This is a genomic window from Roseateles flavus (genome assembly GCF_039872765.1).
Classification (GTDB): Bacteria; Pseudomonadota; Gammaproteobacteria; order Burkholderiales; family Burkholderiaceae_C; genus Roseateles_B; species Roseateles_B flavus.
The window spans coordinates 330,305-345,778 of sequence record NZ_JBDPZC010000004.1 but is presented as its reverse complement, the minus strand read 5'-3'; the positions used below and the strand labels follow the sequence as shown (position 1 = coordinate 345,778).

The window sequence follows — 15,474 nt, the reverse complement described above, 5'->3', positions numbered from 1 at the left end:
TGCTCGTGACGCATTGCGCAATCCGTCTCGTCCGCACGGGTCAGACGCGGGGGCCTCGCCCGCCCCTGCGACGATCACGGAGGTGGCGGGCGTTATAATCCTGCCTCTTTTTTGAGCAGCCGCCCGCCCCCTCCCATGCCTTCCCTCCTGCCCACCCCGTTGCGGCTAGGCGCCCATGTGCTGCCGAACAATCTGTTCGTGGCGCCCATGGCCGGGGTGACGGACCGCCCTTTTCGCATGCTGTGCAAGCGCTTGGGCGCGGGCTATGCGGTCTCCGAGATGGTGACCTCGCGCAAGGACCTCTGGAACAGCCTCAAGACCTCGCGCCGCGCCAACCACGAGGGCGAGACCGCGCCCATCGCCGTGCAGATCGCCGGCACCGAGGCGCAGATGATGGCCGAGGCCGCCGTCTACAACATCCAGCGCGGCGCCCAGATCATCGACATCAACATGGGCTGCCCCGCCAAGAAGGTCTGCAACAAGTGGGCGGGCTCGGCCCTGATGCAGAACGAGCCGCTGGCCGAGGAAATCGTGCGCGCGGTGGTCGAGGCCTGCCGGCCCTTTGACGTCCCCGTGACGCTGAAGATGCGCACCGGCTGGAGCGCCGAAGCCCGCAATGCCCTGGCCCTGGCCCGCATGGCCGAGGACGCCGGCATCGCGATGCTGACCATCCACGGCCGCACCCGCGAGCAGGGCTACAAGGGCCTGGCCGAATACGACACCCTGCGCGCCGTCAAGGCGGCCATCGGCATCCCGGTGGTCGCCAACGGTGACATCGACAGCCCCGAGAAGGCCCTGCAGGTGCTGCAGCACACCGGCGCCGACGCGCTGATGGTGGGCCGCGCGGCGCAGGGCAGGCCCTGGATCTTCCGCGAGATCGCCCACTTCCTGGCCACCGGCGAGCAGTTGCCCGCGCCGCGCGTGCAGGAGGCCCGCGACTGGCTGCTGGAGCATCTGCAGGACCACTACAGCCTCTACGGCAGCGACAGCGGCATGCGCAGCGCGCGCAAGCACATCGCCTGGGCCGTGAAGGCCCTGCCCGGCGGGGAGGACTTCCGCCAGGCCATGAACCGGCTGGACAGCTGCGAGGCGCAGGTCCGGGCCCTCTCCGACTGGTTTGCCGCCCTGGCCGACCAGCACGAGCGCCTGCCCTATCTCCCGCCCGCCCTGGACGCGGCCAACGACGACGACGCAGAAGAACAAAGGCTATCGGCATGACGCCCAAACCCATCGACCAGTGCATCCGCGAGAACCTCGAGGTCTATTTCCGTGACCTCGACGGCGAGGTGCCGCACTCCATGCACGACATGCTGATCAAGCTGGTCGAGAAGCCCCTGCTGGAAGTCGTGATGGCCAAGGCCGACGGCAACCAGAGCAAGGCCGCCGAGTGGCTGGGCATCAACCGCAACACCCTGCGCCGCAAGCTCAGCGACCACGAGCTGCTCTGAACGCAGCGGTCTCACCGAATCCCCACCATCCCGAGTCCACCATGACGCAACTGACTGCCCTGATCTCCGTGTCCGACAAGACCGGCATCGTCGACTTCGCCCGCGCCCTGCACGCGCTGAACGTGCGCCTGCTGTCCACCGGCGGCACTGCCAAGCTGCTGGCCGACGCCGGCCTGCCGGTGACCGAGGTCGCCGACCACACCGGCTTCCCCGAGATGTTGGACGGTCGCGTCAAGACCCTGCACCCCAAGATCCACGGCGGCCTGCTGGCCCGCCGCGATGTGCCCGAGCACATGAAGGCCCTGGCCGATCATGGCATCGCCACCATCGACATCCTGGCCGTCAATCTCTACCCCTTTGAAGCGACCGTGGCCAAGGCAGGCTGCACGCTGGAAGACGCCATCGAGAACATCGACATCGGCGGCCCGGCCATGGTGCGCAGCGCCGCCAAGAACTGGAAGGACGTCACCGTGCTGACCGACGCCTCCCAGTACGCCGGCGTGCTGGAGGAACTGAAGGCCGCGGGCAAGACCAGCGACCAGACCCGCTTCGCCTGCAGCGTGGCCGCCTTCAACCGCATCGCCCAGTACGACGCCGCGATCAGCAACTACCTCAGTGCCCGCCAGGACGACGGCAGCCTGGCCGCCTACCCGGCCCAGATGAACAGCACCTTCGTGAAGGTGCAGGACCTGCGCTACGGCGAGAACAGCCACCAGACCGCGGCCCTCTACCGGGACCTGTATCCCGCCCCCGGCTCCATCGTCACGGGCAAGCAGCTGCAGGGCAAGGAGCTGTCCTACAACAACATTGCCGATGCCGATGCCGCCTGGGAATGCGTCAAGTCCTTCAGCGCCCCGGCCTGTGTGATCGTCAAGCATGCCAACCCCTGCGGCGTGGCCGTGGCCGCGACGCCGGCCGAGGCCTATGCCAAGGCCTTCAAGACCGACCCGACCAGCGCCTTCGGCGGCATCATCGCCTTCAACCGCGAGGTGGATGGCGCAGCGGCCGAGCTGGTGTCCAAGCAGTTCGTCGAGGTGCTGATGGCCCCCGGCTTCACGGCCGAGGCCCGCGAGATCTTCAAGAGCAAGGTCAACGTCCGCCTGATGGAAATCGCCCTGCCCCCGGGCGGTGACACGCCCTGGCTGCAGGGCCGCAACCTGGGCGACAGCAAGCGCATCGGCTCGGGCCTGCTGCTGCAAAGCGCCGACAACCACTTCCTGAAGGCCTCCGACCTGAAGGTGGTCACCACCCTGCAGCCCTCGGCCCAGCAGCTGGAAGACCTGATGTTCGCCTGGACCGTGGCCCAGTACGTCAAGAGCAATGCCATCGTCTTCTGCGGCGGCGGCATGACCTTGGGCGTGGGCGCCGGCCAGATGAGCCGCGTGGACTCCACCAAGATCGCCGCCATCAAGGCCGCCAACGCCAGCCTGGACCTGAAGGGCTCGGTCGTGGCCAGCGACGCCTTCTTCCCCTTCCGCGACGGCCTGGACGTGCTGGCCGATGCCGGCGCCAGCTGCGTGATCCAGCCGGGCGGCTCCATGCGTGATGAGGAAGTGATCGCCGCCGCCAACGAGCGCGGCGTGGCGATGGTCTTCACCGGCGTGCGCCACTTCCGGCACTGAACGGGCCACCCCCTACGGCCTGACGGCCCCTTGCAGGGCGCACCGGGCCAGAGGCCCGGTCCTTCAGCAGGCATCAGCCCCCTCAAGGAGGCAATACCGACTGGCCGGCGAAGCCGGATCAGCGGTATTCGCTGGAGTCGAGCACCGGCTGACGCCGGGCGCTCTTCCCTACCGCCCCGGGTGGCTGCCCCCCTTGCCGGGGGCACCGGTCCGCAGGCGGAGGGGCAGCAAGGCCTAGGCGGTGAGGAAGGTGATGGCGTCCGTGGCGCCGCGATGCGCGTTGATGACGCCGGTCTCGTTGTTGCTGGGCGAGGTCCGGGCGCAGCTGCCGGCGAACTGGCCACCAAAGACGAAGGGAGCCCAGATGACGTCGTGCTCCTCGAAAGCTCCCGCCGGGTTCCTGGCCAGCAGGCGCTCCGCCACGCAGAGCTCCTGGGCGATGTACTGCCCAGGCCTGGCGAGCGCCTGGTCCACCACCGCCTGCCATGACGCGGCATCGAGCCGGTTGCCCACGCTCACCTCGCGCCCCTGAAGCCCGTCGATGGGCTTGATGACGAACCCGTCCTGGCGCTGCAGCAGCAACGCCAGCAGGTCCTGCTCCACCCCCTGATACACGATCGATCCCGGGCGGACCAGCCGCGTCCAGGGCAGATGCTTGTTGATGAGCTGGCGTTCCTCGTCGCTTGCCAGTGGCGACTGTGCATGCTCGGACAGCAGACTGAGCCCGGACTTCTGCCCAAGAATGGTGGAGCTGCGGGTATTGAAGATCGGGAAGCGCCCCTGCTGGCTCAGCTGATGAACGAACTCAGGCAGCAGCTGCGGCCGCCCGAACAGCAGCATGGAATCGAGCCGGCCCTGCTTCGTGAAGACCGCCCCCTCCTCCAGCATCAGATCGTCCGCGTGGGTGCAGCAGGTGAAGTCAATCGCCAGCGAGGACTGTGACAGCAGCTGCCGCTTGATTCTCGCGATCATGTCCTCCGCCTCGGCAAGCCGCTCGGGCTTCTCGACGAAGACGCCCACATTGAGCCGCGGATCTGCAAAACCCAGTCGCCGCCGGTACATCGTGCTGACGCGCAGGATGTGCGTCACCATCTCGTTCAGCGGGCTGTAGGTGCTGAAGGTCTGGTCACGGCCTTCCATGAAGCGCTTGATCAGGGGCTGGGCCCGGTACATGCCCTCGAAGAGATAGATGCCCCAACCGCCCAGGTTCCCGGACACATTGAACTCCAGCAGCTTGAATCCCTCGGCGGTGGACATGAAATCCCCGCGCGCCAGGCAGTAGTCCAGCCCCGTGTCGCCCTCGAACAGCGTCAGCAGGTCCTCGTCGCAGTCGCTCTTGAAGTACTGCGCAAGGCGGACGGGGTCCTGCCTGGCCAGATCCTGCACCAGCTTCCTGTAGATCGAGAACAGGTCGACGGCCACCTGGCCCCACTCTTGCGACTTCGCATGGCTCAGGAAGAGCGGCAGCATCTGCAGCTCGAAGGGGTAGTTCTGGACATAGACGGGCTGCTGGTCGCGATCGCCCAGCCGGGCCTGCTCCGACTCCTCGTTCTGCAGCGCGTACCGTATGAAGTCCAGGCCGACGGGCGACAGCTTGAAGTGATTCTCGGCCAGGGTTTCGGTCAGCAGTTCAAGCCTCGATTGTTTGTCCATTGCAGGCATCCTCCAGTTTGTATTCTTTAACGACAGGGAACTCTTGATCACCATTGAAGACATTGGAAAGGTGGATGGGCTTGAACTGGCCGCTGAGCAGATTGCTCTTGAATTGGCGGCTGCGGACATAAGCCGCCAGCGCATCGCGATCCACCACTGAGGCTCGCAAGGGCAGCAGGCTGAGGCCGGCGCGTTCCCAGTTGTAGCCCATGGAGATTCGACGCAGCTCCGCCTCGACCTCGCCCAGGAACTCCTGCATATTGGGCAGGTCGCGGTCCAGCACGAGCCGGTAGAAACGCTCCTGCGTCGGGAAGAAGATGAAATGATCAAAACGCACGCCCAGCCGCCTGCAGACGGCGCTGGTGACGTCGGTCACATCCTTCTCGGTGATTCTTTCGTTGTTGATCGACACCTGGCGCGCGCGCTTCGACAGGAACTCCAGCACCGGCACCTTGCCCTCAAAGCCGCTGACCAGCACCAGGTCTTCCATGTTGTAGCGGTACAAGCCCCCCATGGTGCTCACCACCTGGTAGTACGTCTTGCCCTGCTCCAGCGCCCACACCGGCAGGACCTCCGGCCGATCGAGGTCGATCTGGGCCTCAGGGATGAACTCCAGGAAGTGCCCGGTGATGGCGGCAATGCCCCCTTTGGCATTCGCCTGATGCGGGACCGAGAACGTCCCCTCGCTGGCGGAGAAGGGCATCTCGTAAAGATCCTTCCTGCCAAAGTACCTCTGCAGCTCCATCAGCGAATAGGACATGTTCCCACCGCTCCAGGTGACGAAGATCTGCAGGCGATTGAACAGAATCCCCATCAGCGCAACCGGGCAGGGATCCTCCCCCTGGCGCAGCCGCTCGCTGAAGTCCTCCAGGGCCGCCAGCTTCTCCGGCTGGAGCCGGAAGCGAAGCCCGCGTGCGCGTGACTGGTTCTCGGGACTCAGGCTGAGGCTTTGCTGCCTCAGGTCGGCCGCCAGCTTCCCGGTGTTGGCGAGGATGGACTTGGCGACGTTGATGATCTTCAGCGGCGAAATGGCACCGATTGCCACCAGATCATCCGCATCGATCATGAAGCGCGCCATGGTGTAGTAGCAATCATGCGGATTGCTCAGCGTGAACACCCAGTACGGAATGAGGAAGCGGCGGGTAATGGCCTTGGGCAGGTTCTTGTAGTTGAAGCCACTGACAAAACCTTGAGGCACGCCCGCCGGCGAATGCCCGCCGTCTCCGTTGCCGACCAGGAACTGCACTGAATGGCGCTGGATGACGGGATAGTTCTTTTCCAGCAGGTGCATGAAGGCCAGGATGCTCCGACTGACCTCCTTGCGACTGCTGACGGTGATCGGGATGTACTTGTAATCCCCCGTGCTGCCGGTGGTCATGGCGAAGTAATACGGATCCTCCCTGGTGATGACGTTTCTTTCACCACGGTAGACCCGCTGCAGGTAATCCAGATACATCGCGCTGGTCCGGATCGGGACCCGGGCCCTGTAGTCCTCGTAGGACTTGATCTCCGCAAAACGATGGTCCCTGCCGAAGGTCGTGTCGCGGTTCTCCTTCAGGATCCTCCGAAGAATCTTTTCCTGAATGGCCTGCGGATCATCCTGGTAGTACCTCAACCTGCCATAGCTGAGGCGCTTGCTCAGGTTCGCAGCCCATTCGACGAGTTTCTTGGAAAGCATCGGTGTCCTTGAGTCATGCATGAACGCCGCCGGCTGGCCACAGCGCCGGCGGCGGTCATCAGCAGAAAACTTGGGGTCGGTCGAGGAGCCGGCGAGCCCGGACCGGGCCAGCGCCACCACCTGGCGCGCCCTGGCTTGGCGGCGCGCACGCGCTGGAGACTCCATGTAACCAGTTATTGAAACAGCGCCAGGTCCGGCATTCACCTCGCCAGCGCCCCGGCATCGGGCGCGACTGTACCGATTTCAGACAGGCCAGCGCCAGGGTCGCGTATCGTCTCAGGTATTCAAGGCTTGCGACATCAGGCTTTCACGGAAGCCTGGCACACCTTTTTTTACAAACAACCCCCACCCATTCCCCTGCCTTCGCGCCGATCCCCGATGTCAGGGGCACCGGCAGCGGAGGCAGCACCGCGCCGTGCAGCCTGAACAGGTCTGTCAATCGATGGAAACACCTCCGCCTGCAGCGCCCAGGCGGCCTATCGGCTGGAGCCCGCGGGCGCGCTCTACCTGATGGACTGCATGACCCGGCCAGGCATCCACTGTCTGTTGCCCGCCACTCCTGCCACGCAAAATCACCCCCCCCTGGCGGGGGTGTGCTTGATCTGACAAGCAAGTTCCATAGAATCGCCGCGCACTATCAACGGCAGTATTCGATAGCGACAGCTAACCCATTAGGGTCTCACTTCAATTGCCGCACAAGGTCTCTCCTCGAGAGCGTGAGTCGCGGTCACGATGTAGAACATGACGCAGACGACGCCGAGCCCGGACGGGGCATGCATGCACGCAAGGAGGCGCGCGCTCATCGCCGCAAGAATGCCGCTGGCGACGCGCAAGCCGGGCCGCCCTCCGGCCAGGACCGGGCACTTGCGGAGTCCCCTCTGGCGTCCACTTGTCCTCGCGGGTCGATGCACCGGCTCGCAGTGCAGCACGGGTTCACCCGCGGTGAGCTGGCGACAGGGGAGGCACTGATCGGCACATCGCCGCGCCGCCTGGCGGAGCCCCGCGGTCCGGCCCGGCCCTCGCGTCGGGGAGCCTGCGCCCAGGCACCCGGCCCGTGCTCGGCACGGCCACCGCGGGCCTGAACACCTCTTGCGGCGTGCCACGCACCCGCCGGGTGCCGGCCCCGCCGTTCGATGGCATCGGCGTTCCGTTCGCCGCGCCCCGGGCGTCGTCCGCCTGCGCGGCCCGGCCGGCGAAATGCCCTGCCAGGGCGACGCCGTGCCTGGCGCTGAAGCCTGGTAGCCATCGGGAGGTCGCCTGGCGGATGTCGAAATGAAGCGTCCCCGGGGCACGCCCCGCGCTGCAGGACTCCAGGCCCCGGACGACGGCGCGCCGGCCTGGAAAACGATCGGTCGGCGAACGCCGGCCCATAACAGTTGGACGGTGCACAGCACCCAGCTTGGAGGAGGATTGATGTTTGCTTGCCCACACCCGATGGCCATCACGGGAACTGGCTACGCCCTGGGAGACGAGTTCCTCGATAACGCGGCCTTGGCGGAGCGCCATGCGATCCGCATCAAGCCGTCCTTCATCAAGAACTCGATCGGCATCAACAGCCGCTACTTCCTCTCCGAGGGCCGCAGCACCTCGGACATCGCCACAGAGGCCGCGAAGCAGGCCCTCAGCCAGGCGGGTCTCCCGGCCCAGCAGCTCAGCCGGATCATCGTCGCGACCTCCACGCCCGACTACCTGTCCCCGTCGACGGCCTGCGTCGTGCAGCACAAGCTGGGCGCCAGCGGCTTCCCTGCGCACGATGTCTGCGCCGCATGCAGCGGCTTTGTGTATGCGGTGGATCAGGCGCTGCGCTACCTGGCGACCGGCGACGAGCATGTGCTGGTCATCGGCGCCGACGTTCGCTCGCGCACGCTTGACTTCAGCAACCGGCGCACGGCCTTTCTGTACGGGGACGGTGCGGGCGCCGTGGTGATCAGCCGCCTGAAGGACTCAGGCGCCGCAGAAGACAGCGGGTTCCTGGCCAGCTACCTCTATGCCGACGGCGCCGGACATGATGCGGTCTACGTGCCCTCCGTGGGCACGGCGGCCACAGCCAGCGCGCAACTGGTCATGCCGGACGGGCAACGGGTATCGCACAACGCCAGCGTGGGCGTGCCGGGGCTGGTCAAGGCCGTGCTCAGCCAGGCGAAGCTGCAGCAAAGCGCCGTTGACTTCTTTCTGTTCCACCAGCCGAACCTGTACCTGCTGCAGTCCGTCTGCGAGGACCTGGGGGTGCCAGCAGACAAGACGCACATCAGCTTCCCGGACATCGGCAACACGGTGGCCGCCTCGATCCCGATTGCGCTGGCCCAGGCCCATGCCGGGAAGAAGCTGCAGTTCGGCGACCGCGTGCTGCTGTGCGCGATGGGCGCGGGATTCACCGGAGGCGCCCAGATCCTGCGCTGGTCGCTGCCCGCATGAGCGAACGCCAGGAACAGGACATGCACACCGACGCCTCCCGGGCCTTCACCACCCTGGTCACCGGCGCCAGCGCGGGCATCGGATTCCAGGTGGCGCAGCGGCTGGCCACCACAGCACCGGGCCCTCTCGTGATCACCGGCCGCAACCAGGCGCGCCTGGATGAGGCCGTCGCAAGCCTGCAGGGCCGTAGCGGCGGACCGGTGCGGGGCGTGGTCTGCGACCAGCGCCACAGGACCTCCATTGACCAGCTGCTGGAAGCCCTGCATGGGTTGCCACCCGTGTTGCAGCTGGTAGCGAACGTGGGCGTGAATCCCGTCCACCAGCAGGGGCCGGGCAGGACGCACAGCACGGACTACGCGCTGTTCGCCGACACGCTGACCACCAATGTGACGCATACCTTCTACTTGCTGTCGCGCCTGCTCCCCGCCATGCGCCAGGCCCGTGCCGGGCGAATCGTTCTGGTGGGTTCCATGGCCTATCGGCACGGCCTTCCGGGACAGGTGAGCTACAACGTGAGCAAAAGCGCGCTCGTCGGCCTGAAGAACACGATCGTCAGCGAGTACGGGGCGGCCGGCATCGGGTGCCACCTCGTCAATCCAGGCATTGTCCTGAATGAGCGCACCGAGCGCCTGCGCAGGCGTCTCCCAGCCGCGGAACAGCCGCTACCCCTGACCGAAGCCCAGGTGGCCGAGGCCATCGTCTCACTGCTGGCCGACGCCAACGCCGAGCCCAGGGGCCGGGAGCTGGACCTGTAGGGACGCCGGACCAGACAAGAAAGAAGCTGGCCGGCACGGCCTCGGCCACAGGCCGCCAGACCGCCGGCAGCACCCAATATCAAACCAAGGGAGGTGTTTCATGATTCCACAGGCTGAAAGGCTTGAGCAGCGCGCCGAGCGCCCTGTTTCCAGCGAAGAAACCGAATACCACTGGATCTCCGAACGGGTGTCCGACTGCGCCTTCCTCGGCCCGCTCCGGGACCAACTCGGGAGCGTGGCGGAGTTCTTTGTGCCACGCTCGACCGCGCAGGTGCAGCGATCGGCCCTGGACGGGACATGGCTGCTGCGCACGACCTTTCAGGGTCACGCCGTCGCGCTGATCTGGAGCGACTTCCGCGTCAAGGGCGGCAGCATTGGCAAGGACATCTCGCACCGGCTCTGCGCCTTCCTGCAGGCCCTGTCCGCTTTCAATCTGCCGCTGGTCATCAAGGTCAGCTCCCTGGGCGTCAGATTCATGGAGGGGCGCACCGTCTTCGAGCCGGCCTTCTCCGTGCTGCCTGCCATCGATCGCTACCGACGGCGCAATCTGGTCATCACGCTCGGGCACGGCAACGTGCTGGGTATCGGCGTGCTCATCTTCGGGCTGGGACACTACCGGCTCACCGTCAGGGAGGACACCTTCGTCAACCTGACCGGCCCCGAGGTGTGCCGCATGGTGTTTGGCAGTGGCGTGAAGTTCGACGACATTGCCGCCGCCGAGCACCAGTTCCGGCGCACGGACCTGATTCACGAGCTGGCGGACGACCTGCCGGGCGGACTGGCGCGCGTCGGGGAGCTGCTGACGGCCTTCCATGGGACGGCACCGGGCCTGAGCCCTCAGTGTCAAGAGGAAGCTGCCGCCGACACCGACGAGGAGCGGCCGGCCATCGACCGCCTGATCTCCAGCTTCACGGACGGCTACGTCGAGCTGTTTCGCCAGTATGACGATCGCCTGCGGGCCTATATCGCCGTCATCGGGGGCCAGAAGTTCGGGATCCTGGCCAACCCGGTAGGGAACAGCAACAACATGATCCGGGCGCGAAGCCTGGCCCTGTTCTCCGAGGCGCTGACCCTGTTCCAGCAACTGAAGCTGCCCGTGCTGTCGCTGCTGGACACCCCGGGTGCCGATCCCCGCATGGACGGCAACAACCTGCAGCTGATCGAGCGCATGCTGGGCGTGGCCGAGCAGATCATCCAGTACCCTTACGGCAAGCTCGGCATCGTGGTCGGGCGGGCCTTCGGCGGCGCCTGCGTACTGGGCTTCCCCAAGGTCTTCGGCAGCCAGCACCTCTTCGGCCTGGAAGGGTCGACGATGGGGATCATGCACGAGAAGATCATCAACCAGCTGCTGGCCGGATCCGCCAAATTGAAAGAGCAGTGGGATTCGGTCGCACAGACCCAGGCCCCCAATCTGGACGACCTCATCGCCTCCGGCGCCGTGGACGCCGTCATCCGAAAGACGGACATCCGGCGCTATGTGAGCTGCTTCCTCCTCGAGCCCAGCCGCTCCTCCAAGAACATACTGCGGCAGTTATCTCCGCACTAGGCAGAGGCCCGCCCAGGAAACCCCGCCGCCCACGGCGTGAAACACGAGGGAGGCCCCTGGCGCGAAATCGGCGAAGCTGGTCCCACGTTTCTGCTGCCACCGGTGGTAGTTGATGAATACCGTGGGGCAGCCCATGTTCCCAAAATCGGAGAAATTCGTGGCCACCGCCTCGCGGCGGAGGCCGCAGGCTTCTGCGACGGCCGCATTCTTCTTCGCGTCGACCTGATGCGCAAAATAATGCTGGACATCGGCGCCGGAGATACCTGCATTTTCCAGAAGCTGCCGCAGGGAACTCACCCAATAACGCCCGATGGCTTCAATGCCCTCGGGTTTCTGGTTGAACGTGAAATAGTAGTCCTCCGGCCTGTATTCCCCAGGACCGGGAGGAAAGGTGGCATTGACGATCATGCTGCGGGCCAGGGATGCATCCGTTCCATGGACGACGGATTTCAGGGTCCAGTCCTGAGACCGCTCGACGAACAGCGCAACCGCTCCGTCGCCGACAGAGGCACTCATCTGCAGGACGTCCGGATCGCTGAACTTGCTGAGCGTCTCGGCGCACACGATGACGCCTCCCCGTGCACCCGCCTGCATCCAGCCCTGGGCCTGGATCAGGGCCAGCACGCCCGTCGAGCATCCCGACTTCAAATCCCAGCAGCTGGCATTTCGAAACCCGAACTCGCCCGCGAGCAGGGCGCTGGTCGTCGTCACCGGCATGGGATTGGAAATACCGCAGAGTATGAGGAAATCTGCATCCTCCAGCACCCGCGGGCATTGCCTGACCAGGCGCCCTAGCGCATCGCGCGCCAGGTCCAGCGCATTCTTGCCCGGCGGGCAGAGGTGGCGCCGCTCAATCCCCATTTCCTGCACGAGAAACCTGGAAACACGGTCAGAGCCTGTGCTGCGGCCAAACCGGCGGAGCAGTTCTGAATTGTCGACCTGCTCCAGTGCCTCGAAGTCACAGGTGGCGGTATCAGTTATTGCGAAGCCAACGGCGTCCTTGTGATTGATCAGCATTTTCCCGGTGCTCCTCCCGAATGTTTATGTTGCGGACGCTGTATACCACGGTGGCCGGCGCCCCGCTCCATTCCCCGGCCTGCCCTCCGGACTGCGCGCTGCCTGAGTCCCGACTGGCCAGACAAGGCGGGCGTCGCATCCGGCGCCCACCGCTGAAACCGAGGAACTAGATGGGCATCTCTAGCCAAGGGTCGGCACGCTTGGTGGGGCTGCGCTTTGGCCTTAGCCTCGCGGGAGGAGACCTACCGCGATGGAACATTCCACACAAGAAACCCTGCAACTGGCCTTTGAGACCCAGCGCGGCGCCTATGCGCGCGAGCCCATGCCCAGTCTGGCGGTGCGCAAGGACCGCCTGCAGCGGCTCATCACCATGACCCGGCTGAACGAGCAGGCGCTGTGCGAGGCCATCGCGCAGGACTTCGGCCATCGTGCGCATCAGGAGACCCAGCTGGCCGAGGTCTTCACCAGCATCACCGGCGCCGAGCACGCCATCAAGCATCTGCGCGGCTGGATGAAGACCCGCCGCATGCCCACGGCCCTGCATTTCATGCCCGGCAGCAATGCCCTGATGCCCCAGCCCCTGGGCGTGGTGGGCATCATCGCGCCCTGGAACTACCCCTACTACCTCACCGCCGGTCCCGCCATCGCCGCACTGGCCGCCGGCAACCGCGTGATGATCAAGCCCTCCGAGCTGACGCCCGCCACCTCGGCCCTGATGGCCCGCATGGTGGCCGCCCACTTCAGCCCGGAGGAGATGACCGTGCTGACCGGCGATGCCGACCTCGCCCGCGCCTTCTCCGCCCTGCCCTTCGACCACCTTTTCTTCACCGGCTCCACCGCCGTCGGCCGCCACGTGGCCCAGGCCGCGGCCAAGAACCTCACGCCGGTCACGCTGGAGCTGGGCGGCAAGTCGCCCGCCATCTTCGACCGCAGCTGCGACCTGGAACTCAGCGCCTCGCGCCTGGCCTACGGCAAGCTGCTCAATGCCGGCCAGACCTGCGTCGCCCCCGACTACGTGCTCGCCCCGCGCGACCTGGTCCGCCCACTGGCCGAAGCCGTGCTGCGCCACTGGCGCCGCATGGTGCCCACGGTGCACGCCAACCCGGACTACACCAGCATCGCCACCCCCCGCCACCGGGCCCGCCTGCAGCAGTTGCTGGACGACGCCAAGGCCCAGGGCGCCGAGCTCCTGCCCAGCCATCCGCAGGAGCTGGACCCCGGCGCCGGCCGCAAGCTCACGCCTCATGTGGTGCTGGGCGCGCAGGCCTCCATGCAGCTGATGCAGGAGGAGATCTTCGGCCCCGTCCTGCCCATCCTGCCCTATGACAGCCTGGACCAGGCCATCGCCCAGGTGAACGCCGGCGACCGCCCCCTGGCCCTCTACTTCTTCGGCGAGGACGCACGGGCGCGCGAGCAGGTGCTCAGCCAGACCCACGCCGGCGGCGTGACCATCAACGACTGCATCTGGCACCTCGGCCAGGAGTCCCAGCCCTTCGGCGGCGTGGGGGCCAGCGGCATGGGGGCCTATCACGGCGAATGGGGCTTCGACACCTTCAGCAAGCTCAAGCCCGTCTTCGTCCAGTCGCGCTTCGCCGGCACCCGGCTGTTCCAGCCCCCCTACGGCGAGACCTTCAAGACCGTCTTCGGCCTGCTGCGCAAGATCGTCTGAGCCCGGCCCGGCCAGCGAGCAAGACCTGACCCCACGCCACCGACGAGGAAACAGCGGCATGATCTTCGACCAGAGCCATGACTACGTAATCGTCGGCGGCGGCTCCTCCGGCTGCGCCCTGGCGGCTCGCCTCAGCGAGGACCCCTCGGTGGACGTGCTGCTCATCGAGGCTGGCGGCCGCGGCGACAGCTGGGTGGTGAACACGCCCACCGCCGGCGTCTTCCAGATCCCCACCTCGCTCAACAACTGGGCCTTCGAGACCGTGCCCCAGGCCGGCCTCGGCGGCCGCCGCGGCTACCAGCCCCGCGGCCGCACCCTGGGCGGCTCCTCGGCCATCAATGCCATGGTCTATGCCCGCGGCCACCGCGCGGACTACGACCACTGGGCCGCCCTGGGCAACCCCGGCTGGTCCTTCGAGGACCTGCTGCCGCTGTTCATCAAGAACGAATGCAATGAGCGCCTGGGCGCCCCCTGGCACGGCCAGGACGGGCCGCTGAAGGTCAGCGACCTGCGTACCGACAGCCCCCTGCACCAGGCCTGGCTGGAGGCCGGCCGCGCCATGGGCTTCAAGATCAGCGATGACTTCAACGGCGCGGACCAGGAAGGCATCGGCGTCTACCAGGTCACCCAGCACCAGGGCGAGCGCTGGAGCGCCGCACGGGCCTACATCGAGCCCAACCGCCATCGCCCCAATCTGCACGTGATCACCGGCGCACAGGTGGAGCGAGTGCTCTTCGAGGGCCGCCGCGCCGTGGGCGTGCAGACGCGCCTGGGCGGCCCTCGGGTGCAGATCCAGGCCCGGCGCGAGGTGGTGCTCAGCGCCGGCGCGCTGCAGACGCCGCAGCTGCTGATGCTCTCCGGCGTGGGCCCGGGCGCGCAGCTGCAGGACCTGGGCATCCCCGTGCTGCAGCACCTGCCCGGCGTGGGCGAGAACCTGCAGGACCACCCCGACTTCGTGCACGGCTACCTCAGCGAGAGCCTGGACACCGTAGGCATCTCGCTCAAGGGCGGTCTGCGGCTCGCGAAGAACATCGTCCGCTACCAGCGCGAGCGCCGGGGCATGATCAGCTCCAACTTCGCCGAGTGCGGCGGCTTCCTCAAGACCCGGCCCGAGCTGGCCTTGCCGAACGTGCAGCTGCATTTCGTCGTGGCCCTGGTGAACGACCACGCGCGCGAGCTGGGCCTGGGCCACGGCCTCTCCTGCCATGTATGCCTGCTGCGCCCCAGCAGCCGCGGCAGCGTGCGCCTGGGCGGTCCGCGCGTCGAGGACCGCCCCCTGATCGACCCCGCCTTCCTGGCCGATCCAGCCGATGTGGACGAGCTCGTGGAGGGCTTCAAGCTCAGCCGCGAGCTGATGCGCCAGCCCGCCATGCGCGCCTTCTGGACCCGCGAGCTGTGGCAGGCCCAGGCCGAGACCGACGACGAGATCCGCGCCCTGCTGCGCCGCCGCGTCGACACCGTCTACCACCCCGTGGGCAGCTGCCGCATGGGCCGCGACCCCATGGCCGTGGTCGACGCCGAACTGCGCGTGCACGGCCTCCAGGGCCTGCGCGTGGTGGATGCCTCCATCATGCCGACGCTGATCGGGGGTAACACGAACGCGCCCTGCATGGTGATCGGGGAGAAGGCGGCGCTGCTGATGCGCGCCGCCGCCTGAGACGCTGCGCAGGG

General features: G+C 66.7%; 11 protein-coding genes. 8 read left to right on the top strand and 3 right to left on the bottom strand.

The genetic code is table 11. The annotated features are described in order from the left end of the window. The first annotated feature begins 135 nt into the window (after positions 1-135). From dusB to purH, 3 genes are read left to right on the top strand one after another with little or no spacing between them, the layout of a single operon-like run. Positions 136-1,218 (top strand): tRNA dihydrouridine synthase DusB, encoded by a 1,083-nt coding sequence (dusB, locus tag ABDJ40_RS11305; protein WP_347609703.1) that lies wholly within the window; start codon positions 136-138, stop codon positions 1,216-1,218. Further along, positions 1,215-1,448, top strand: a complete 234-nt coding sequence (locus tag ABDJ40_RS11300) for a Fis family transcriptional regulator (protein WP_269630014.1) — start codon at positions 1,215-1,217, stop codon at positions 1,446-1,448. The genes dusB and ABDJ40_RS11300 overlap by 4 nt, the downstream gene beginning before the upstream one ends. A 41-nt stretch (positions 1,449-1,489) precedes the next feature. Beyond that, complete coding sequence (purH, locus tag ABDJ40_RS11295) at positions 1,490-3,070, top strand: bifunctional phosphoribosylaminoimidazolecarboxamide formyltransferase/IMP cyclohydrolase (protein WP_347609700.1); 1,581 nt, start codon at positions 1,490-1,492, stop codon at positions 3,068-3,070. A gap of 234 nt (positions 3,071-3,304) precedes the next feature. Here purH and ABDJ40_RS11290 read toward each other — a convergent pair whose 3' ends face one another. After that, complete coding sequence (locus ABDJ40_RS11290; protein ID WP_347609698.1) at positions 3,305-4,723, bottom strand: hypothetical protein; 1,419 nt, start codon at positions 4,721-4,723, stop codon at positions 3,305-3,307. Further along, positions 4,701-6,566 (bottom strand): GH3 family acyl-acid amido synthetase, encoded by a 1,866-nt coding sequence (locus tag ABDJ40_RS11285; RefSeq protein WP_347609695.1) that lies wholly within the window; start codon positions 6,564-6,566, stop codon positions 4,701-4,703. The genes ABDJ40_RS11290 and ABDJ40_RS11285 overlap by 23 nt, the downstream gene beginning before the upstream one ends. A 1,248-nt stretch (positions 6,567-7,814) precedes the next feature. Between ABDJ40_RS11285 and ABDJ40_RS11280 the strand changes: the two genes are divergently transcribed. The 3 genes from ABDJ40_RS11280 (at position 7,815) to ABDJ40_RS11270 (ending at position 11,117) form a co-directional block, all read left to right on the top strand. Continuing rightward, complete coding sequence (locus tag ABDJ40_RS11280; protein WP_347609693.1) at positions 7,815-8,816, top strand: 3-oxoacyl-ACP synthase III family protein; 1,002 nt, start codon at positions 7,815-7,817, stop codon at positions 8,814-8,816. Continuing rightward, the gene (locus tag ABDJ40_RS11275) at positions 8,813-9,571 is read left to right on the top strand and encodes an SDR family NAD(P)-dependent oxidoreductase (RefSeq protein WP_347609690.1); all 759 of its coding nucleotides are present in this window, start codon (positions 8,813-8,815) and stop codon (positions 9,569-9,571) included. The genes ABDJ40_RS11280 and ABDJ40_RS11275 overlap by 4 nt, the downstream gene beginning before the upstream one ends. Before the next feature lie 100 nt (positions 9,572-9,671). Further along, complete coding sequence (locus ABDJ40_RS11270) at positions 9,672-11,117, top strand: carboxyl transferase domain-containing protein (protein WP_347609688.1); 1,446 nt, start codon at positions 9,672-9,674, stop codon at positions 11,115-11,117. Here the strand turns inward: ABDJ40_RS11270 and ABDJ40_RS11265 are convergent. Continuing rightward, positions 11,103-12,134, bottom strand: coding sequence for a 3-oxoacyl-ACP synthase III family protein (locus tag ABDJ40_RS11265; protein ID WP_347609686.1), 1,032 nt, complete (start codon positions 12,132-12,134; stop codon positions 11,103-11,105). The genes ABDJ40_RS11270 and ABDJ40_RS11265 overlap by 15 nt on opposite strands. Positions 12,135-12,384: 250 nt before the next feature. On the opposite strand from ABDJ40_RS11265, the gene ABDJ40_RS11260 reads away from it, so the two are divergent. Together ABDJ40_RS11260 and ABDJ40_RS11255 are read left to right on the top strand one after the other, a co-directional pair. Then, on the top strand, positions 12,385-13,803 hold the full coding sequence (locus ABDJ40_RS11260) for a coniferyl aldehyde dehydrogenase (protein ID WP_347609684.1): 1,419 nt from the start codon (positions 12,385-12,387) through the stop codon (positions 13,801-13,803). 58 nt (positions 13,804-13,861) lie between these two features. Further along, complete coding sequence (locus tag ABDJ40_RS11255) at positions 13,862-15,460, top strand: GMC family oxidoreductase (protein ID WP_347609682.1); 1,599 nt, start codon at positions 13,862-13,864, stop codon at positions 15,458-15,460. Positions 15,461-15,474: the final 14 nt, after the last annotated feature.